Here is a 20,723-nt window from a genome sequence, read left to right as displayed (position 1 = left end):
ATTACCGACGTTCGTGACTTAATACCTGATGCGGCTGTGTCTTACGACCAATCCGCCCCAAAACGCCCGCCAGAACCGCTTCGATGATCAGCATAAAGAAGGTAAACCAGCTTGCTTTTGCCGTTGCCGCAGCCGCTTTCTCAGCAACTTCACGTGCTTTCTGCTCCGCTTGCTGTTTCAACTGCTGATACTGCTGTACGGCTTTTTGGTAACTTTGCTCGGTCTGCGTAACAATTTGATCAACTTCCTGATCGCTTTTACCGGTACGAGCTTTAATAATATTTTTCAGTGCGTCGCGATCGGCCGCTTGTAAGGTATCGGAATGACGACTCATTACCCCTTTCAGCCAATTTGCCAGATCGGTATCCGCATTTTGTGGATTTTGCGCGCTTTGTTTCGCCTGATCCTGCGCATTATTTGCTTCGCTATTTACCTCTTTTTGTAAATTCTCAGGTTGCAATTCCGGCTTACCCGTCTGACGAAGGGTCGTTTGCAGTTCATTCTTTAAATCATCCAGATTAATGTTATTTTCCTGAAGCTGTTGTTTTGCCATATTGGTTACCGATGGCGCAACGGCTGAAATTCCACTGCCTACGGCATTAACACCCGCACCTAAAATATTAAAAGCACCGCCAATAATACCGGTTGCTAAGGTTATCGCCAGCCACAGGGTTAAAATGGTACTCACACCAAACATCAATAACCCATGTAGTGCGCCCTCCCGTTGCGCCAGCCGTCCAGCGACATAGCTACCTACACCAATCGCCAACAGCATACTTACGCCGGTCCAAATTAACGCCCCCGTGCCCAGATGTTGCAGCGGATTTTGTTCCTGTTGCGGATCGATGGATGTCGCGCCAATGGCTGTACCTAAAATACCTAATAATATATGGATGATTAGCGCAGCGATAACGCCGGCAAATACTGCGCTCCAGGAAATACGTTTCAACGGTAAACCGACATGGGCTTCATGCACAGTTTCCACGCTGCCATTATTAATCCGAGATTCAGGCATCGTTCTCTCCTCGCAAAATATCACGATAATTTTTTATTATTGCTAAATGGACCAGAAGTCTCACTGGTGTAATTGAGCTTAGTAAGAGAACGCTATTTTCACCAGATAACGACGAATGAGATATTTAATTATATGAAGTAGAGAACAAAAATAAACGCAGCGGAAGGATGTTCCCGCCGCGCTTATTATTTTTTTACTTAAATGAAAGGACGAATTCCGCCGCCAATACCCGGCGAAGCACTTTGCCACAAAGCAACGCCTGCAGCGATTAATAGCACGCTTCCCAATAAAGCGAGCAGCGGCATCAGCAGCTTTGCTGACTGGCCGGTGCCACGTGAATTTCCTAAACGTAGCGCCAGTGTACGTGAACACTGCACCAATAAACCCAGTGCCGAAACGGTTAATGCCGTGCCCGCCGCCATCGCCACGGCTGATGCCACACCCCAGACATAAACACCAATTACTTTAGAAAACAGCAGCATCATAATGGCACCGGAACAGGGCCGCAGCCCCATGGAGAGCACCACCAGCGCCTGCGTTTTAGCGCTCACTGCCTTGTCCATCTGCGCCGCCGTTGGCAGATGCGCGTGGCCGCAACCGCAGTGTTCATCATGCTGATGCTGCAGATGAATCGCTCGAATCTGCATTCTCTGCGCAGGACGTAAATATTGGCTCAGCAAACGTAGTGCACGCCAGCCTACCCACACGCCAAGCGCAATCACCAGCAGATAACTGCCCTTCTCCAGCCAGTAGCTGCCGAGATGCAGCTGACGTGATGAGGTCTGCAGCACCACCAGCATCATCGTGACTAAACCGATCGCCACGCCGCCCTGTAACAATGCCGCCAATAGCGTCAGCTTCAGGCTGGTTTTGAGCTTCGCGGGATGCGTTGCGAGAAACGTACTGATCACCACTTTGCCATGCCCCGGGCCAAGCGCGTGAAGCACGCCGTACGCCAGGCTAAACAGCATCAGCGTTCCCCCCGCCTGCTGCGGTTTTTCAGCCACCTGTTGCAAGAGTTGCGTCATCTCGCGATTGAGAACTTTTTGCCACAGCACGCTTTGCAGCAAAATTTGCGTCCAATGCTGCCAAAGCAGCACGCCAGCCAGCAGCAGCAGCACCGCCATTAGCCACAGCGGCCATAGACGACGTGAAGGAGAAGAAATCAATGACATGTCAGGGTTACCGTTTGGGCAAATTGCTGGCCGAGATCCATATCTTCCGGCGGCGCATCGGCCTTATCCAGCGACAGCGCATACTGCTTGAGCGAGTCATCGGGTTTAGGCGTATGCAAATCGATTTGGCAGTGTGATTTAACGGTGTCGTCCATGGTTAATGCCTGCGGATTGTCGTAATACATATCCACGAAATAGCTTGGATCAAACGTCTGAATGCGATACTGCTTCGCGCTTAATGACTGCGGCTCCCCCAGCGGCACAATAAACTCCAGCACCGCTTTGTTACCCGCGCGCGACAAGTTGTACTCCTTCGGCAAGTTGAGGAATTTAACCCGATTTTTGTCTTGCCACACTTCGGTGAAATAGTGCTGACCCAGCACATTAGCCATCACCTGCGCCGCCAGCTTTTTCCACACCACGTCGCCGGGCTTCGCTTTTCCTGCGTCGTAGAGCAGGTCAGCCGAGGTGATTTCATCCATGGTCCAGACCATTTTCATACCACTTAAACGATCGTTTTCACTGATGAACTGGGTTTTCATATCAATAAAGCTATGCGGATGAGACCAGGCTAGCGTGCTGAATAACAGCGTAAACGTAATGAGAGCAATTTTCATGTGTTATAACGTAACAATTTTAAAGTGAAGTGGAGAGTGGTCCAGAAAAATTGTGACCCGCCCTAAAGCTCTGAACAAAAGTCACGACAAAGTACAGGGCTACCACGTGGAGTTAGCTATTCTTAGCTCAAAAATGACCTGCGGATTAACCCTTGATGAGTTCTGCACCTTCTTCTGCACCACTCTTCAGCCGTTCCCAGCGTCGTTGTCATCTGCTACTGCTGCTATTTCTGCCCGCTCCCGCGTTGACGCTTGAAAAGCTCTGCCAGTTAAATGGCGTGGCGCCTGTTGTCGCCAGACAGGATATCGCGGATGTGGGAGAGGAGATACAGCGTTACCATCAACTGGAGCTACACCAGATGGTAGATGGCAGCTTCCGCATTCACGGGACGGAACTGGACAGGCGACTCTGCCTGATCCACTGGCTGCGACGCGCGCTGCGTTTGTCGCAGGATTTCGTCTGCGAGCATTTTGCCCCGGTTCTGCGCCAGCGCCTGAAAGTATTGAAAATTGAGAAAGCGCTCTGGGATGAAACCAATCTGCAGGCGTTAATTCAGCACTGTAGCCTGCGACTCGCGCGTGAGTTTAGCCCACGCGATCGTCTGTTTTTGCAGATCTTTATGAAGTATTCCCTGTGCCAGCGCCAAAACGCCATCTTTAGCGAGGCGCAGCGCGCGTGGCTGGCAGAGAAGATAGAACGAAGCGCCGCTGATGATGTTATCCACCATTGGCAGAAACGCTGCCATATAGCGCCTGATGTGAGCGAAGCCGATTTCTGGACGCTGCTGTTTAGCCTGATTCACGCGCCTGATGGTGCGCAGCTCCGCGATCCTCAGGCGGTGAAACTGATGGGTGCGGTACACGCGCTCATTGCACGCTTTGAACAATTGGCGCAGACGCAGTTTAGGAATCAGCCTGAGCTCACCCTGCAACTCTTTACCCATCTGGCGCAGGCGCTGGACCGCAGCCATTTCGCTATCGGTATCGATAACAGCGTGGCGTTGGATGTGGCACGGCTTTACCCACGCCTGCTGCGCACTACGGAGCGCGCACTGCAGCATTTCAGCAGTGATTTTGGCACGCGTTTTAGCGCTGAGGAAGTGAGCCTGGTGGCGGTGTTATTTGGTGCCTGGCTGATGCAGGAAAGTGCGCTGCAGGAAAAACAGGTCCTGCTGCTGACCGGCGCAGATTCGGCGCTGGAAGAGCTGCTGGAGCAGCAGCTACGTGAGATGACGCTGTTGCCGATCAACATCACTTATCAAGACGTGATGCACTTTCAGCGTGAAGGGGCATCACGTGATATTGCGCTGGTCATCACGCCCTATGCTATCTCGTTACCGCTTTTTTCACCGCCGCTGATTCATGCCGAGCTGCCGCTGAGTAGCCATCAGCAGCAGCGCATTCGCCAGCTGCTGGAGACTTAAGCCACGCGCGGGCGCAGGAACAGTGCCGGAAGCGCCACGAGGGCCATTACCCAAAACAGGTGTCCTTGCAGATGGGTGAAAAGTACGCCGCAAATCATCGTCATTACCGCAATACCGCCGCCCATCGCCAGCGCGGAGTAAAGCGACTGCAAACGAATCACTTCTGCGCCTTTGCGTGCGGCAATAAAGCGCATCGCAGCCAGGTGGCAAACGGTAAAGCTGCCACAGTGCAGAATCTGCGCCACGATCAGCAGCGGCAACGCCGTGCTGGAACCGAGCAACGTCCAGCGCACAATGGCGCATACGCCAGACAGCAGTAATAGATCGCGCGCGGTCCAGCGGCGGAACAGCTTGCTGCTGAGGGCAAAAACAACGATTTCGGCCACCACGCCCAGCGACCACAAATAACCGACAATCGACGCTGAATAGCCACTCTCTTGCCACCAGATAGCGCTAAAACTGTAATAGGCTGCATGCGCGCCCTGCAATAACGTTACGCACAGCATGAAACGCCATACGGCATTTTCACGCAGCAGCTCACGCCATGCTTGCCAGCCTCCGTCGGTCGTTGCCTGACGTTCATTGCCTTGTGGCTTCGTCGCTGGCGTTAACATCATGCCGCCTAACATGCTCATCGCCCCCAATGACAGCAGCACGAGAATCGCCTTTGATGAAAAGGCGCTGACTAACATGCCGGTCAAGGCGGAACTGATGACAAATGCCAGCGATCCCCAAAGGCGAACCGGGCCGTAAGCCAGGCCGATTTGCTGGGTCCAGGTTGCGGCTAATGCGTCGCTGAGGGGCACCAAAGGCGAGAAAAACAGGTTAAAGCCCACCATGACTAACAGCAGCCACATCCACTGCTGTCCAATCCAATAGCCGATCGCAAACAGACATGTCATTAACGCCAGCAGGCGTAGCGCGGTGATGAGCTGCGAAGGATTTTTCACCTGGGAAGCAATCAGCAAACTCCCCACAAAACGAGCCACCATGCCGCAACCAATGAGCAGGCCAATTTTTTCGGCATCCAGACCGGTACCTTTTAGCCAGACGCTCCAGAAAGGCAGGTAAATACCGTAGCAAAAGAAGTAAGTAAAGTAGCCTAATCCAAGCCATTTGGCCGAGCCGATTGCCATATTCCCTCCAGCAAAAAATGCTGCTCAGCAGCATGAGTGGCCGCTACTTTGTCAGAGCCCCGCGGCCACGGCAATAAAAAAAGGATGGCTTACGCCATCCTTTTTATACCGCATCGGCAAGCGTAAAACTTACGCGTATACCGGCAGACGGGTGCAGATATCCAACACTTTCTGCTTAGTGCGTTCGATAGTTGCTTCGTCGTTAATGTTGTCCAACACGTCGGCGATCCAGCCCGCTAATTCACGGACTTCAGCTTCTTTGAAGCCGCGACGGGTAACGGCTGGAGTACCAATACGGACGCCAGACGTCACGAATGGGCTTTTCGGATCGTTTGGTACGCTATTTTTGTTTACGGTAATGTTGGCGCGGCCCAGAGCAGCATCCGCTTCTTTACCGGTCAGATTTTTGCTTACCAAATCGATCAGGAACAAGTGGTTGTGCGTGCCACCCGAAACGATGTTGTAGCCGCGCTCAAGCAGTACTTCCACCATCGCTTTGGCATTCTTAGCAACCTGCTGCTGATAAGTTTTGAACTCTGGCTCCATCGCTTCTTTGAACGCCACCGCTTTACCAGCAATCACGTGCATCAAAGGACCACCCTGACCGCCCGGGAACACCGCGGAGTTCAGTTTTTTGTACAGCTCTTCGTCACCGTTTTTCGCCAGGATCAGGCCGCCACGTGGACCCGCCAGGGTTTTGTGGGTGGTCGAAGTGACGATGTGTGCATGTGGAACAGGGTTTGGATAGACATCTGCCGCGATCAGACCCGCAACGTGTGCCATGTCAACGAACAGGTACGCGCCAACGCTGTCAGCGATTTCACGCATTTTGGCCCAGTCGCAAATGCCAGAGTAGGCAGAGAATCCGCCTACGATCATTTTCGGCTTGTGGGTTTGCGCCAGCTCAGCCAGTTCGTCGTAATTGATTTTGCCGGTTTCATCGATGCCGTAAGGGATAACGTTATACAGCTTGCCAGACAAGTTAACCGGAGAACCGTGCGTCAGGTGACCACCGTGCGCCAGGTTCATACCCAGGATGGTGTCGCCCGGCTGCAGCAGCGCGGTATATACCGCGAAGTTAGCCTGAGAACCCGAGTGCGGCTGCACGTTAGCGTAATCTGCGCCGAACAGCGCTTTAGCACGATCAATTGCCAGCTGCTCAACGATATCAACGTATTCGCAGCCGCCGTAGTAGCGCTTGCCCGGGTAGCCTTCAGCATATTTGTTGGTGAGCTGTGAACCTTGTGCCTGCATTACGCGTGGGCTGGTGTAGTTTTCAGAAGCAATCAGTTCAATGTGCTCTTCCTGACGCACTTTCTCTTGCTCCATCGCCTGCCACAACGCGGCATCATAATCGGCAATGTTCATATCACGCTTTAACATCCGGACTCTCCTGACTCAGCTTACTTTTTAACGGCAGTTTAGGCCCCGGCAAAGGGGCGAAGGCGAACAGTGTAAACGGTTTTGCCAGGTGACGGTAGCGCCAACACCCTCTTTTTGCGCAATCGATTGGCATGGCATTGGAACGGGTTTTTTACGCTTTTTTTGCAGCCAGTAAATCATGATATTTCCTCACTCTCATCCCGATAAAATTTCAGGTTTGCGGCCCAGCCCGCACCTTTTTTGCTTAATCCTTAATCATTACGAGGGATTTACAGGCGCTTAGATTGAACTTAAGATGCATTTAAAATACATGTTTAAATTCACCCTAAGGATTTCACCATGCTTGATGCCCAAACTATCGCCATTATCAAATCGACCTTGCCTGCTATAGCGCAAATCGGCCCCCAGCTTACCGGCCATTTTTATCAGCGCCTGCTGACGCAGCATCCCGAATTGAAAAATGTGTTCAACATGAACAATCAACGCAGTGGTAATCAACGGGAAGCGCTGTTCAATGCGATCGTCGCTTATGGCAGCAATCTGGAAAATCTGGCCGTACTGCTGCCTGCAGTAGAAAAAATTGCCCAGAAGCATGCCAGCTTAAATATTCAGCCCGATCAGTACGCCATCGTCGGAGAAAATTTGTTGGCAACCATTGATGAGCTGCTGCATCCGGGTGAAGAGGTGTTAACCGCGTGGGGTAAAGCTTATGGCGTGCTGGCGGATGTGTTTATTCAGCGAGAAGAAGCCATTTATCGTGAATCCGAAGAGAAAATAGGCGGCTGGCGCGGCGCGCGTGATTTCCGTATTCGCGCCATCAAACAGGAAAGCTCCGTGATCAAACGCTTTGAGCTGGTGCCAAATGATGGCATGCCGGTGGCGGCCTTTCTGCCCGGCCAATATCTGGCCATTAGCCTGCATCCAGCGGGCAGTGAAAATATCCAGCACCGCCAGTATTCTTTAACGCATCAGCCTAACGGCAAATTTTATCGAATTGCCGTGAAGCGCGAAGCCTTAGGCAGCGTCTCGGGCTGGCTGCACGATAACGCGCGGGTCGGAGATATTTTGCAGTGCGCTGCGCCAGCTGGCGATTTCTTCCTGCAGGCGCACCCTACGACGCCCGTTACGCTGATTTCGGCTGGCGTTGGTCAAACGCCCATGCTGGCGATGCTGGCAAATCTTGCCGAGCAACAACACCCTGCCGCAGTCAACTGGCTGCACGCGGCTGAAGCGGGTTCACAACACGCATTTGCTGAAGAAGTGCAGGCACTCGGTGCACGTCTGCCAAACTTCACGCCATACATCTGGTATCGCCAGCCGGCAGCCACCGATGCCGGGCGCTTTGATGCGCAAGGCTTGATGGATCTGGCGAGTATCTCTTCCGCACTCAATCAGGCCGATCGTCAATTCTGGATCTGCGGCCCGCTGTCGTTCATGCAGTTTGTCGCACGTCAGTTAATTGATGCGGGTGTAAACGCCGATCGCATTCACTACGAAGTGTTTGGCCCACACAAAGTGTTGTAAAACAAAAAGCCTGCGCAAGGCAGGCTTTTTCAGGTAATGCGCGGAGGGGCTTAAATTGCCTCTTCGTCCTCTTCACCGGTACGAATACGTACCACGCGCGCCACGTCGAAGACAAAGATTTTGCCATCACCAATTTTGCCGGTTTGCGCGGTTTTCATAATGGTTTCTACGCAGGTGTCGACGATGTCGTCACCCACCACCATTTCGATTTTCACCTTTGGCAGAAAATCGACCATGTACTCGGCACCGCGATACAGTTCAGTATGGCCCTTCTGACGCCCAAAACCTTTCACTTCACTGACGGTCATCCCGGTGATGCCTACCTCGGCTAAAGCTTCACGTACATCATCGAGTTTGAATGGTTTGATAATTGCATCGATCTTTTTCATGACAGATCCTTTTTAACTCCCTCCATGATGGACGGATACCGTTAGTATAATTGTTCCTGACGCTGCCGCAGCAAGCTACTCTTTAAATTCGCTGGCGTCCAATTCATGGCGCGACAGCAGCTTATAGAATTCAGTACGGTTACGTCCAGCCAGACGCGCGGCGTTAGTCACATTTCCTTTGGTCATCTGCAGCAGCTTGCGCAGATAGTTCAGCTCAAATTGATTGCGTGCCTCAACGAAAGTAGGCAACGCAGTATTTTCTCCGGCCAGCGCCTGCTCCACTAGCGCATCCCCGATCACCGGTGCGGTACTTAGCGCTACGCACTGCTCAATCACATTCACCAGCTGGCGTACATTACCCGGCCACGACGCGCCCACCAGCCGTTTCATGGCATCGACAGAGAAACTGCGCACAAAGGGTTTATGGCGATCGGCGGACTGACGCAGCAGATGATTGGCCAAGAGCGGGATATCTTCCGCGCGCTCATGCAGCGCGGGAATTCTGAGATTTACCACATTGAGGCGATAGTAAAGATCCTCGCGGAAACTTTTTTTCTCCATCGCTTTCGGCAAGTCGCGATGCGTCGCCGAAATAATACGCACATTAATAGTTAAATCGCGGTTGCTGCCTAGCGGGCGCACTTTGCGCTCCTGCAGAACACGCAGCAGTTTCACCTGTAGCGCCTGCGGCATATCACCAATTTCATCAAGGAATAGCGTGCCGCCTTCCGCAGCCTGGAACAAGCCTTCGCGTGCGCTAACGGCACCGGTAAACGCGCCTTTGGCGTGGCCAAACAGCTCAGATTCCAGCAGTTGCTCCGGCAGCGCGCCGCAGTTAATCGCAATAAACGGTTTTGTCGCGCGCGGGCTGGCCGCATGAATCGCCTGCGCCAATACCTCTTTACCGGTGCCGCTTTGACCATTGATCAAAATACTGACGTCGGATTGCGCCACCATATGTGACTGCTCCAGCAGGCGCAGCATTTGCGGATTACGCGTCACAATCGCTTCACGCCATCCCTCATCGCCGATGGGCGCACGCTGCGCCAGCGCTTCATCAATCGCTTTGTAGAGCGCATCACGGTCCACCGGTTTTGTCAGAAAGCTAAACACGCCTTGCTGGGTCGCCGAGACGGCTTCCGGAATCGAACCGTGGGCGGTGAGGATGATGACCGGTAATCCCGCGTGACGTTTCTGGACTTCGCCGAACAGAGCCAGACCGTCCATCTCATCCATGCGCAGGTCGCTTATCACTAAATCGACCTTCTCTTTTTGCAGATGACGCAACGCTTCCGGACCACTGGCCGCCGTCGCCACCTGATAACCTTCACTGCTCAGACGCATACCGAGCAATTTCAGTAAGCCCGGATCGTCATCCACCAGCAGTAAGCGTGCGGCTTGTTTCATGATTACTGATCCTCACTTTGCACATCGCTACCGTGCGATGTGTCGCTGCTGTCTGCGGCTTTGCGCGATGACAACTGGCGTTCAATATCCGTTAAACGCTCGAGTTTGCGTTGGGTATCCGCCAGTGACTGACGCATTTTGGTTTGCTGCTGACGCAGGTTATCCATTTCAGCATCATTGCTCTGCTGCAGGGCAGCGTAACGTCCACGCGCTTCACTCAGCTGCAGCTGGGCCGCTTGATTACTGCGCCACAGCTGCAGCAACGGCCGAACTGACGCCGGATAAAAGGTGCCGTAACTATCTAAGGTATCGACATAAGAGCGGCGCTCAACCGGCGTCACGTTGCCGTTCGACAGTAAGATGCCTTGCTTAAAGGCGCGCGCCCATCCCTGTACCGGCCAGCGACGCGCTTCGGCGCGCGCTTCAGCAGGTGATAAGCGCTCTGCACAATCAATGGCGCGCTGCCAGTAAAGCGGGTTGCTTACAGCGGCTGGCGTTTCGATTTGCCACAGGTTTTGGCAATCGGTCGCCAGATAATCGGGCAGACGCACGTCCGGCTCAGGCAAGCTGGCGCCATTATGCTGCGCAGGATCGCGTGAGGGGGCCTGGCAGGCGCTAAGGCCCAACGCCAGCAATGCACAGCTCACAAATTTGCATAGGGTTAATTTCATTAATCAGGCATTCCCGGCGCTGGTCGTCAAAATTATACGAAAACAGACATCCGCATCCTTGCGCGTTACCAACTGCAAATCACCTTGCATCCTGCGCAGGCAATCTTTGGCAATGCTTAAACCTAGCCCACTGCCTTTAACCGGCCCTTTACGCTGTTGGCTGCCCTGATAAAAGGGCTCGAAAATCATCGCCTGCTCTTCAGCCGGAATTGGTGTGCCGGTGTTTGCCACCTCAATCCACACCTGGTTGCCTTTCTGCTGGCTCTGCAGCCAGATGTTACCGGATTCGCTGCCGTAGTTCACGGCGTTCGAATAGAGGTTATCAATGACGCGCTGCAGCAGCGTGGCTTCCGCCAGGCAGTGATGAACTTGCAAATCTACGTGCGTTGTCATTGCTCGCGCGTTAGCCGGCAGTGAATGTACTTTCAGCACCGCAGCGATGATGTCATTTAACGCAACCGGTTCCAGCGTCAGGGGGCCATCGGCCAGCTTGCGGTTGTAATCCAGCAATTGTTCAATCAGCCGCTGTAAATGACGGCTGCTGGTATCGAGTATCGCCACCACTTCCTGCTGCTCGGCATTCAGCGGTCCAGCGACCTGATCGGCCAGGAGTTCTGTCCCTTCGCGCAGGCTGGCGAGCGGCGTTTTCAGTTCATGGGAGAGATGGCGCAAAAATTCATGGCGCTGCGCTTCGAGCCAGCTCAGACGCTCACTCAACCAGACAATGCGTTGTCCCAGCGAGCGAATCTCGCGCGGGCCACGAAAACTGCCGCTATCACCCAGCGATCTGCCCTCACCCAGACGATTAATCATGCGCTCAACACGTTTTACTGGGCCAATGATCATGCCGGTAAACAGCAAAACCAGCACCAGGCTAATCAGGAAGAGAATCAGTGCCTGCCAGCCAAAGAACTGACCGCGATCGGCAATTTCACGCTGCAGCTGGAGGCCGCGCGAAAACACCACTTCACGCGTCGCCTGAACCATTTGTGTGTTGGCGTCGGAAAATCGTTCCAGCGCACTACCAGCCTGAGCTTCGGGATTCCCGTTATCGCATTGCATCTGCTGCAGCTGCGGCAAAGTGGTTTGCAGCACTTTAAAAGAGGGAAGATCGGGCAAACTGGCGGCGTGGCTGCTCAGCATCTGGCCGAAGCGCGTCCACTGCGTTTGATATAGCTTCGCCAGTGACACATCACCCAATACGCAATATTGGCGATAGCTACGCTCCAGCTCAAGGGCGGTACGCGCCATTGCCTCGCTACGACGAACGTCGGTGAAGGTATTGCGGTTGGTATCCGCCGCCTGATTGCTCAGCGCCGAGAGGCTTTCCCACGCTTGCCATGCCAGCACCAGCAATGGCAGTAGTACCAGCAGAAAGGCCATCAACACCAACTGCCGCAGGGATCGGGGGAACAAACGCCATTTCTTCACAACCGCGCTTCCTTAAATGTGAGCTGCAGGCATGCTAGCGAAGTATCAAAACGGAAGAAAGGCCGGATATGAAAACGGCAGGCCTTTTGGCCTGCCGTGAGAGCGACGCCGCAGCATCGCTTGCAAAATAGGTGGAGCCTAACTCAACGTTGCGTCCGATGTTTGATAACGTTGCAAAGCAAGCGATTATCGATGAGGTGGACGACAGGCTCCGTTTGGTGCGTCATTCAGTTTTTATGAGCTCAACCGCCGAAGCGGGGCAATCATAAACAGGAGAATGAGCCACAATGTGAGTATAGCAAGTATCGTGCCAGAAAATAAATAGTGTTGATTATCAGAGGAGTGCCAACAAGGCAGCGAGAATTGTCGGTAAAGCGGACCGATTGGTCAGATACAAGTGTCGCCAATTAGCAACGCGTTAAGAGCCCTCATTTTTCAACATTATAAATCAATGGGTTAAATGTCACCTTTTGACGACACTGGCATGGCGGGATTGTCGCCTTTTTCCGACAGTTTGCATACTTGTGCGGTTTTTAGCCAGGTCGCCATTAATGGCGACCCTACAAAAAAATAAAGGCCGCGGTTAAGCGGCCTTGTAAGGTGCGCATTGATGCGCACCAGCATAACAACTCAGGATGAACGCTTAGTCCAACTGCTTACGCGCATTGCGGAAGATACGCATCCACGGGCTGTCTTCGCCCCACTCTGCCGGGTGCCATGAGTTGCTCACGGTGCGGAACACGCGCTCAGGATGCGGCATCATAATGGTCACACGACCGCTTTCGTTGGTGACTGCGGTGATGCCGTTTGGAGAGCCATTCGGGTTCGCCGGATAGCGCTCCGTCACTTTGCCAAAGTTATCGACGAAGCGCAGCGCCACCAGACCTTTGCTCTCCAGCTGTGCCAGATGCGCACCGTCACGCACTTCGACAAAACCTTCGCCGTGTGATACGGCGATGGGCATGTGCGATCCTACCATGCCGTCCAGCAGCAGCGATGGGCTCGCCGCCACTTCGACCAGGCTGAAACGCGCTTCAAAGCGCTCGGACTGGTTACGTACAAAGCGTGGCCACAGTTCGCTGCCTGGAATCAGTTCACGCAGGTTCGACATCATCTGGCAGCCGTTACAAACGCCCAACGCCAGCGTTTGTGGGCGATGGAAGAAGTTCTCAAACTCATCACGTACGCGGCCGTTGAACAGGATGGATTTGGCCCAACCCTCACCCGCACCCAGTACGTCACCGTAAGAGAAACCACCGCACGCAACCAGCGCCTGGAACTCTTCCAGGCCGCGACGACCGGCCAGCAGATCGCTCATGTGTACGTCAACCGCAGTAAAGCCAGCACGATGGAAAGCAGCCGCCATCTCCACGTGAGAGTTGACGCCCTGCTCACGCAGCACCGCCACACGCGGACGCGCGCCGGTGGCGATCATCGGTGCCGCAACGTCTTCTTCTGGCTTAAAGGTTAGATGCACGTTCAGACCTGGGTCCTTGTCATCTTTCTTCGCTTCATGCTCCTGATCGGCGCAGGCTGGGTTATCACGCAGACGCTGCATCTGCCAGGTGGTTTCTGCCCACCAGGTACGCAGCGTGGTGCGGCTTTCGCTGTACACCGCACTGTCGCCAGAACGGATCACGAAGCGGTCGCCCGGCAGCGCTTTACCCATCACGTGCACGTTAGCGCTCAGGCCGTAGTCAGCGAACACCTGCTCCACTGCCGCGCGATCCGCTGCGTTGATTTGCAGTACTGCGCCCAGCTCTTCGGTGAACAGCGCTGCCAAAGCATCGCTGCCCAACGCGGCGATATCAACGTCGATACCGCAGTGTCCGGTGAAGGCCATTTCTGCCAGCGTCACCAGCAGGCCGCCGTCGGAACGATCGTGGTAGGCCAGCAGTTTCTGCTCGGCCACCAGCGCCTGAATAGCATTGAAGAAGCCAGCCAACTGAATGGCATTACGCACATCGGCTGGCTTGTCGCCAAGTTGGCGATAAACCTGCGACAGCGCGGTTGCGCCCAAAGTATTAGCGCCGTTACCCAGATCCACCAGCAGCAGCAGATTGTCTTGATCGGCCTGCAGCTGCGGCGTGACGGTGCGACGCACATCTTCAACGCGCGCAAACGCGGTGATCACTAATGACAACGGCGAGGTCATTTCACGCTGCTCGGTGCCTTGCTGCCAGCGGGTTTTCATCGACATCGAATCTTTGCCTACTGGGATAGTGATACCCAGCGCCGGACACAGCTCTTCGCCAACCGCTTTCACTGCGGCATATAAACCCGCATCTTCTCCCGGGTGGCCAGCTGCGGCCATCCAGTTCGCAGACAGCTTGACGCGTTGCAGTGAACCAATTGAGGTGGCTGCGATGTTGGTCAGCGCTTCGCCTACCGCCAGGCGACCGGAAGCCGCGAAGTCGAGCAGCGCGACCGGTGCACGTTCACCAAGGGAGAATGCTTCACCATGATAGCTATCGAGGCTGGCGGTGGTGACAGCGCAGTTGGCAACGGGGATCTGCCATGGACCCACCATCTGATCGCGCGCGACCATGCCGGTTACGCTGCGATCGCCGATGGTGATCAGGAAGGTTTTTTCCGCCACGGTTGGCAAATGCAGCACACGATGCACCGCATCAGCAATCGTAATACCTTCACGCTGCAGCGCATCGCCTTTGGCTTGCTGGCTGGCAACATCGCGCGTCATCTTCGGCGTTTTGCCCAGCAGCACGTCGAGCGGCATGTCGATTGGCTTATTGTCGAAATGGCTGTCAGCGAGGTTCAGATGCAGCTCTTCGGTGGCTTCACCAATCACCGCATACGGCGCGCGCTCACGCTGGCACAGCTCATCGAACAGCGCCAGTTTCTCTGGCGCCACCGCCAGCACATAACGTTCCTGCGACTCGTTGCACCACACTTCCAGCGGGCTCATGCCTGGCTCATCACTGAGGATGTCGCGCAGGTTGAAGTTACCGCCACGGTTACCATCGCTGACCAGTTCAGGCATGGCATTCGAGAGACCGCCCGCGCCGACGTCGTGGATAAACAGAATCGGGTTGGCTTCACCCAGCTGCCAGCAACGGTCAATGACTTCCTGGCAGCGACGTTCCATTTCCGGGTTGTCACGCTGTACCGAAGCAAAGTCAAGATCGGCATCTGACTGGCCTGAAGCCATCGAAGAAGCTGCACCGCCGCCCAAACCGATGTTCATCGCCGGACCGCCCAGCACGATCAGCTTGGCGCCCACCACAATCTCGCCCTTCTGTACGTGATCGGCACGGATGTTACCGATGCCGCCCGCCAGCATGATTGGCTTGTGGTAGCCGCGCAGTTCCACGCCATTGTGGCTGTTAACGCGCTCTTCATAAGTACGGAAGTAGCCATTCAGGGCAGGACGACCAAATTCGTTGTTGAATGCCGCGCCGCCCAGCGGGCCTTCGGTCATGATGTCCAGCGCAGTGACAATGCGATCCGGCTTACCGAAATCCTCTTCCCACGGCTGTTCGAAGCCTGGAATGCGCAGGTTCGAAACCGAAAAACCGACCAGTCCGGCTTTTGGTTTCGCGCCACGGCCGGTTGCGCCTTCATCGCGGATTTCGCCACCGGAACCGGTCGCGGCACCCGGCCATGGCGAAATGGCAGTTGGATGATTATGGGTTTCGACTTTCATCAGGATGTGCGCTTCTTCCTGATGGAATTGATATTCGCCCTGCTGCGCATCCGCGTAGAAGCGACCAACCTCAGAACCTTCCATCACCGCGGCATTGTCTTTATAGGCCGACAGCACGTGCTCAGGGTTATGTTCAAAGGTGTTTTTGATCATTTTAAACAGCGATTTCGGCTGCTTTTCGCCATCAATAATCCAGTCGGCGTTGAAGATCTTGTGACGGCAGTGTTCGGAGTTTGCCTGCGCAAACATATAGAGCTCAATGTCGTTAGGATTACGCCCCAGCTTAGTAAAGGCATCAAGCAGGTAATCGATCTCATCATCGGCCAGCGCCAGGCCCAGCGTGGTATTGGCCTGTTCAAGCGCGCGGCGGCCTGCGCCCAGCACGTCGATGCTTTCCAGCGGCTGCGGCTGATGATGGGCAAACAGCTGCTGCGCATCGCTAAGGTCAGCGAATACGGTTTCCATCATGCGGTCATGCAGCAGGCTGGCAAGCTGCTGCCACTGCGCTTCCGTCAGCTCGGGGGCCTGCACATAGAAAGCCATACCGCGCTCAAGGCGTAACACCTGGGGCAGATCGCAGTTGTGTGCGATGTCGGTGGCTTTCGATGACCACGGCGAGATGGTGCCGGGACGCGGCGTAACCAGCAACAGACGCCCTTGGGGCGCATGTTCGGCGAGAGAAGGACCGTATTTCAGCAGGCGTTGCAGGCGGGCGTGTTCATCCGCGCTGAGCGGTGCGCTGACATCGGCAAAATGGACGTACTCGGCGTAAATATCACTCACTGGAAGGTGAGCGTCCTGAAAGCGGGTCAGCAGTTTGTTTACACGAAATGCCGACAGAGCGGGCGAACCACGCAGAATTTCCATCATTAAAGATCTCTCGTCTTTGAAGTGCCGGGCGACGCTTCATTGGGCGCAACAGGGGAAAACGGGCGGTATTATAGAGAAACAGCACGGGATACGAAACCGTTTGCGCATAAATTCTGGCACCTGGCGTTTGGCTGAATTTTGCACAATTCTTGCTATAAAAGTTGCCCTGCCTCTTTTTGTTGCGCAAAATGCCCCTCGCTCTGGGAGTTCAAACAACATAAATACTGCCTTTTAAAAGACAGAGGCCTGTGAGCCATTACGAGACAACTATTTGAAACGCCTAAAAATAAACTATCTGTTTATCGGTCTGATCACCGTGCTGCTTGCGCTAGCACTGTGGCCCTCCATCCCGTGGTACGGGGGAGGAAAAGACGCGCTATCACAGATCAAATCACGCGGAGTGCTGCGCATCAGCACGGTGAACTCTCCGCTGACTTACTACACCATTAACAATGCACCAGCCGGAATGGATTACGAGCTGGCGAAGCGCTTCGCCGATTATCTTGGCGTGAAACTGGAAGTTGAGGTGCGTCCTAACCTTGGCGATCTGTTTGACGATTTGGATGATGGTAAAGCGGATTTGCTTGCCGCCGGTTTGATCTATAACAGCGAACGCCTTGCGCACTATCAAAGTGGCCCGAGCTACTATTCGGTGTCGCAGCAGCTGGTGTACCGCATTGATAAGCCTCGCCCAAAAAATCTCGGCGATCTTAAAGGCCGCCTGATTGTGCAGTCCGGTTCGGCATATCTGTCAACTTTACGTTCCGCCAAAGCTGACAGCTATCCCGATCTCGACTGGGCGATCTCCACCGATCAAGGGCAGAAAGCGCTGCTTGAAGCCGTCGCCGACGGTAAGCTGGATTATACCGTAGGTGATTCGGTCACCATTGGCTTGCTGCAACGCATTCATCCGCAGCTGGCGGTGGCATTTGATGTGACGGATGAAGAGCCGGTGACATGGTATCTGCCGCGTAACGATGATGACAGTCTGAATGCGGCCATGCTCGACTTCTATAGCCAAATGGGTGAAGAAGGCGCGATGGCGCGGCTGGAAGAGAAGTATCTTGGTCACGTCGGCACTTTCGATTACGTAGATACGCGTACTTTCCTGCGCGCCATCGATAATACGCTGCCCGATATCAAACCGCTGTTTGAGAAATATTCCGCCACCATGGATTGGCGCTTGTTAGCGGCGATCTCTTATCAGGAGTCGCACTGGAATCCGCAGGCCACCTCGCCCACCGGCGTGCGCGGCATGATGATGTTGACGCGCAATACTGCGGACAGCCTTGACGTGAACGATCGGCTCGATCCCGAGCAGAGTATTCGCGGCGGCAGTGAATATCTCAAGCGCATGATGGAAAAGGTGCCGGAAACGATTCCTGAAGATGAGCGCATTTGGTTCGCGCTGGCGGCCTACAACATGGGCTACGCGCACATGCTGGACGTGCGTAAGCTGACCGCGAAACAGGGCGGCAACCCGGATAGCTGGGCAGATGTGAAGCTGCGCTTGCCAATGCTGAGCCAGAAACGTTATTACACGCAAACCACTTACGGTTACGCACGCGGCCACGAAGCTTATAACTACGTGGAGAATATTCGTAAGTATCAGATCAGTTTGGTGGGATATTTGCAGGAGCAAGAGAAGCGCATCGCGCAACAGTCGGCGCTGGAAGCGGAATTAGGCGCCGGTTACCCGGCAGTCGAACCAAAAATTGCGATGAATTAACCGCTGCGCTGCGCCTGTCGCAGCGCTTTCTTTTGCTCGCGACGCATGCGGAAGAAGTCACTCAGCATCCCGGCACACTCGTCTGCCAACACACCGCAATCAATCTGGATTTGATGATTCATGCCGGGATGACCAATAACGTCCAGTAAAGAACCCGCCGCACCGGTTTTCTCATCTTTGGCGCCAAATACTAACCGCGTGATGCGACTGTGCACCATCGCACCGGCGCACATCACGCAAGGCTCCAGCGTCACATACAGCGTCGTATCCAGTAAACGATAGTTTTCCAGCACTTTGCCGCCCTGACGCAGCGCCATGATCTCCGCATGCGCGGTAGGATCGTGCTGACCAATCGGACGATTCCAGCCCTCTCCAATCACGTTATCGCCCTGCACCAGCACCGCACCCACTGGAACCTCGCCCTGCTCCCACGCACGACGCGCCAACTCCAGCGCATAACGCATCCAATATTCATCTGTTTGTGGGTTCACCGGGCAACTCCTGCGGGCATCAAAGGCGGCGCATTATAGCGATGCTACTGCCGGAATCGAAGCGTTATTCCAGCTGTTGCAGCTCGCCGCGCGGCGTAACGCGCCAGCGATGCTGACAGAAGAACAGCAGCGGGTTGTCCTGCTTGCTGTCGCTGTAGCCACTATACAGCTGAAGAGGCGTGCCAATTTTCTCCTCCAGCTGCGCCACCTTTTCGTGCCCCAGGCAACGCATGGCCAACAAACGTCCACCGCGGCCCGGTTTCATCTGGCTGGCTATAAGTTGCACGCGCGGCAGGAACGCTGAATCAAAATAAACTTTTTCTACCAGCGACTGCGGAGAACCGGTAATCAGCCAGACATCGGCATCATTGCTGCTGAGATAATCGGTAAGTCGCTGTTGCACCACCGGAAAGGCGGTCACGCGTTCGCGGAACCAGTCAGCAAATTCGGCTTCACGCTGACGCAGGCGCGTTTCACTGTGGCCAAAAGTAATCGCCCATAGCAGTAAACTCATCGGCCAGCGCGCCGCGCGACCTTTGATCAGCATACCGAGCCCAATCACCGGTAACAACGGCACCACCAACAGCACATTGATCGGCTGACGTCGCAGCAGGTAGCGCATAAAGGTGCCAAACATATCTTGCTGATGCAGCGTGCCGTCCAGATCGAAGAACACCACGCGTCGTTGCGTACCTTTTGTCAAACAACACTCCTTTTCTATCCTTCGCGGTTTCTGCACTACAGTGTAGCCAGCTTCAGCGTTCGGGGCGAAAACTGCTATTTTTAATTCCAATGACTACAATGCCAGCTGAATAGTTTATTCTCTTTGCCCGCGCGTTGTTATCTGGCCGAAGCCTGCCAGCACCACGAGTGCAAAGCGCTCCGCGCTATCTGGAAAGCTGAATTAAGGATCTAACCATGAGTTCATTGCTGCGAATTCGCCAACTTTATCCTCGACTGGCGCTAAATGAGCGTCGATTGGCGGATTTTTTGCTGTCGCAGCCGGATCGGGCACGGCATCTGAGTTCGCAAAAGCTGGCGGAAGAAGCCGGCGTTAGCCAGTCCAGCGTGGTGAAATTTGCGCAAAAGCTGGGCTATAAAGGATTTCCGGCGCTGAAGCTGGCGCTGAGCGAATCGATGGCCGACCGCGATGCGATTACGGTACACAATCATATTCTTAGCGACGATCCGCTTAAAGTGGTGGGTGAGAAACTGCTCACCGAGAAGATCTCCGCGATCCGCGCCACGCTGGATATCAACAGCGAAGAAAAGCTGATGCAAACGTTGCAGCTGTTGAAAAATGCCAATCGTATTTTACTGGTTGGTATTGGCGCATCCGGTTTGGTGGCAAAAGATTTCTCGTGGAAGCTGATGAAAATCGGCATCAATGCGGTGGCTGAACAGGATATGCATGCGCTGCTGGCCAGCGTGCAGGCAATGGCGCCCGGCGATGTGTTATTGGCAATTTCCTATACCGGCGAACGGCGTGAAATCAATTTGGCGGCGCAGGAAGCGGCGCAGGTAGGCGCCGATGTGCTGGCCTTCACCGGCTTCACGCCAAATGCGTTACAGCAGTGTGCAACCATTTGCCTGTATACCGTGGCCGAAGAGCAAAGTACGCGTAGCGCGGCGATATCATCCACCAGCGCACAACTGGCGCTGACCGATCTGCTGTTTATGGCGCTAGTACAAAACGATCCTGAACGCGCGTCCAGCCATATTCGCCACAGCGAAGCGTTGGTGAAAAAGCTGGTCTGATGAGATGAGCCGCGTATAATACCCGCGCCTTTTCTGCTG

Annotated in this window: 16 protein-coding genes; 4 read left to right on the top strand and 12 right to left on the bottom strand. The window is 54.4% G+C overall.

What is annotated here, in order from left to right:
- Position 1: 1 nt before the first annotated feature.
- The 3 genes from CRO19_RS14330 to CRO19_RS14320 form a co-directional block, all read right to left on the bottom strand.
- Complete coding sequence (locus tag CRO19_RS14330) at positions 2 to 1,015, bottom strand: MFS transporter (RefSeq protein ID WP_097096417.1); 1,014 nt, start codon at positions 1,013 to 1,015, stop codon at positions 2 to 4.
- Between the two features lie 197 nt (positions 1,016 to 1,212).
- Positions 1,213 to 2,190 (bottom strand): nickel/cobalt transporter, encoded by a 978-nt coding sequence (locus CRO19_RS14325; RefSeq protein ID WP_097096416.1) that lies wholly within the window; start codon positions 2,188 to 2,190, stop codon positions 1,213 to 1,215.
- A complete protein-coding gene (locus CRO19_RS14320) occupies positions 2,181 to 2,807 on the bottom strand; it encodes a DUF1007 family protein (protein ID WP_097096415.1) in 627 nt (208 codons plus the stop codon). Before CRO19_RS14320 ends, CRO19_RS14325 begins: the two co-directional genes overlap by 10 nt.
- A gap of 155 nt (positions 2,808 to 2,962) precedes the next feature.
- On the opposite strand from CRO19_RS14320, the gene csiE reads away from it, so the two are divergent.
- The gene (gene csiE, locus CRO19_RS14315) at positions 2,963 to 4,231 is read left to right on the top strand and encodes a stationary phase inducible protein CsiE (protein ID WP_097096414.1); all 1,269 of its coding nucleotides are present in this window, start codon (positions 2,963 to 2,965) and stop codon (positions 4,229 to 4,231) included.
- On the opposite strand, the gene CRO19_RS14310 is transcribed toward csiE, so the two are convergent.
- Together CRO19_RS14310 and glyA are read right to left on the bottom strand one after the other, a co-directional pair.
- On the bottom strand, positions 4,228 to 5,367 hold the full coding sequence (locus tag CRO19_RS14310) for a 3-phenylpropionate MFS transporter (protein ID WP_097096413.1): 1,140 nt from the start codon (positions 5,365 to 5,367) through the stop codon (positions 4,228 to 4,230). The two genes, csiE and CRO19_RS14310, sit on opposite strands and share 4 nt — an antisense overlap.
- Before the next feature lie 129 nt (positions 5,368 to 5,496).
- Positions 5,497 to 6,750 carry a serine hydroxymethyltransferase gene (gene glyA / locus CRO19_RS14305; protein ID WP_097096412.1) on the bottom strand — a complete coding sequence of 418 codons (1,254 nt, stop codon included), beginning with the start codon at positions 6,748 to 6,750 and terminating at the stop codon, positions 5,497 to 5,499.
- A gap of 339 nt (positions 6,751 to 7,089) precedes the next feature.
- Between glyA and hmpA the strand changes: the two genes are divergently transcribed.
- The gene (hmpA, locus tag CRO19_RS14300) at positions 7,090 to 8,274 is read left to right on the top strand and encodes an NO-inducible flavohemoprotein (protein WP_097096411.1); all 1,185 of its coding nucleotides are present in this window, start codon (positions 7,090 to 7,092) and stop codon (positions 8,272 to 8,274) included.
- A gap of 50 nt (positions 8,275 to 8,324) precedes the next feature.
- Here the strand turns inward: hmpA and glnB are convergent, their stop codons facing one another.
- The 5 genes from glnB to purL all read right to left on the bottom strand — a co-directional run bounded on the left by glnB (position 8,325) and on the right by purL (position 16,706).
- Positions 8,325 to 8,663, bottom strand: coding sequence for a nitrogen regulatory protein P-II (gene glnB / locus CRO19_RS14295; RefSeq protein ID WP_007886217.1), 339 nt, complete (start codon positions 8,661 to 8,663; stop codon positions 8,325 to 8,327).
- 75 nt (positions 8,664 to 8,738) lie between these two features.
- Positions 8,739 to 10,070 (bottom strand): two-component system response regulator GlrR, encoded by a 1,332-nt coding sequence (gene glrR, locus CRO19_RS14290; RefSeq protein ID WP_097096410.1) that lies wholly within the window; start codon positions 10,068 to 10,070, stop codon positions 8,739 to 8,741.
- Between the two features lie 2 nt (positions 10,071 to 10,072).
- Entirely contained in the window at positions 10,073 to 10,741 is a 669-nt protein-coding gene (gene qseG, locus CRO19_RS14285; protein ID WP_097096409.1) for a two-component system QseEF-associated lipoprotein QseG, read from the bottom strand.
- 3 nt (positions 10,742 to 10,744) lie between these two features.
- Entirely contained in the window at positions 10,745 to 12,172 is a 1,428-nt protein-coding gene (locus CRO19_RS14280) for a sensor histidine kinase (protein ID WP_097096408.1), read from the bottom strand.
- Positions 12,173 to 12,815: 643 nt separating this feature from the next.
- Complete coding sequence (gene purL / locus CRO19_RS14275) at positions 12,816 to 16,706, bottom strand: phosphoribosylformylglycinamidine synthase (protein ID WP_097096407.1); 3,891 nt, start codon at positions 16,704 to 16,706, stop codon at positions 12,816 to 12,818.
- A gap of 271 nt (positions 16,707 to 16,977) precedes the next feature.
- Between purL and mltF the strand changes: the two genes are divergently transcribed.
- A complete protein-coding gene (mltF, locus tag CRO19_RS14270; protein WP_097096406.1) occupies positions 16,978 to 18,435 on the top strand; it encodes a membrane-bound lytic murein transglycosylase MltF in 1,458 nt (485 codons plus the stop codon).
- On the opposite strand, the gene tadA is transcribed toward mltF, so the two are convergent.
- Both tadA and yfhb read right to left on the bottom strand, forming a co-directional pair.
- Complete coding sequence (tadA, locus tag CRO19_RS14265; RefSeq protein WP_097096405.1) at positions 18,432 to 18,926, bottom strand: tRNA adenosine(34) deaminase TadA; 495 nt, start codon at positions 18,924 to 18,926, stop codon at positions 18,432 to 18,434. The two genes, mltF and tadA, sit on opposite strands and share 4 nt — an antisense overlap.
- A 64-nt stretch (positions 18,927 to 18,990) precedes the next feature.
- Positions 18,991 to 19,629, bottom strand: a complete 639-nt coding sequence (gene yfhb / locus CRO19_RS14260; RefSeq protein WP_097096404.1) for a phosphatidylglycerophosphatase C — start codon at positions 19,627 to 19,629, stop codon at positions 18,991 to 18,993.
- 215 nt (positions 19,630 to 19,844) lie between these two features.
- On the opposite strand from yfhb, the gene CRO19_RS14255 reads away from it, so the two are divergent.
- Positions 19,845 to 20,684: a MurR/RpiR family transcriptional regulator gene (locus tag CRO19_RS14255; RefSeq protein WP_097096403.1), complete on the top strand. Its 840-nt coding sequence runs from the start codon at positions 19,845 to 19,847 to the stop codon at positions 20,682 to 20,684.
- Positions 20,685 to 20,723: the final 39 nt, after the last annotated feature.

This window comes from Candidatus Pantoea floridensis (assembly GCF_900215435.1).
GTDB classification, from domain to species: domain Bacteria; phylum Pseudomonadota; class Gammaproteobacteria; order Enterobacterales; family Enterobacteriaceae; genus Pantoea; species Pantoea floridensis.
Note: the sequence above shows the minus strand (reverse complement) of the source record. Positions and strands in the feature narration are given on the sequence as shown.

Bases quoted from the DNA above. Each gene is read 5' to 3' on its own strand.
- CRO19_RS14320 (WP_097096415.1), bottom strand. From the start codon at position 2,807: ATGAAAATTGCTCTCATTACGTTTACGCTGTTATTCAGCACGCTAGCC.
- glnB (WP_007886217.1), bottom strand. From the start codon at position 8,663: ATGAAAAAGATCGATGCAATTATCAAACCATTCAAACTCGATGATGTA.
- qseG (WP_097096409.1), bottom strand. From the start codon at position 10,741: ATGAAATTAACCCTATGCAAATTTGTGAGCTGTGCATTGCTGGCGTTG.
- CRO19_RS14325 (WP_097096416.1), bottom strand. From the start codon at position 2,190: ATGTCATTGATTTCTTCTCCTTCACGTCGTCTATGGCCGCTGTGGCTA.
- hmpA (WP_097096411.1), top strand. From the start codon at position 7,090: ATGCTTGATGCCCAAACTATCGCCATTATCAAATCGACCTTGCCTGCT.
- glrR (WP_097096410.1), bottom strand. From the start codon at position 10,070: ATGAAACAAGCCGCACGCTTACTGCTGGTGGATGACGATCCGGGCTTA.
- glyA (WP_097096412.1), bottom strand. From the start codon at position 6,750: ATGTTAAAGCGTGATATGAACATTGCCGATTATGATGCCGCGTTGTGG.
- purL (WP_097096407.1), bottom strand. From the start codon at position 16,706: ATGATGGAAATTCTGCGTGGTTCGCCCGCTCTGTCGGCATTTCGTGTA.
- CRO19_RS14310 (WP_097096413.1), bottom strand. From the start codon at position 5,367: ATGGCAATCGGCTCGGCCAAATGGCTTGGATTAGGCTACTTTACTTAC.
- csiE (WP_097096414.1), top strand. From the start codon at position 2,963: ATGAGTTCTGCACCTTCTTCTGCACCACTCTTCAGCCGTTCCCAGCGT.
- CRO19_RS14330 (WP_097096417.1), bottom strand. From the start codon at position 1,015: ATGCCTGAATCTCGGATTAATAATGGCAGCGTGGAAACTGTGCATGAA.
- CRO19_RS14255 (WP_097096403.1), top strand. From the start codon at position 19,845: ATGAGTTCATTGCTGCGAATTCGCCAACTTTATCCTCGACTGGCGCTA.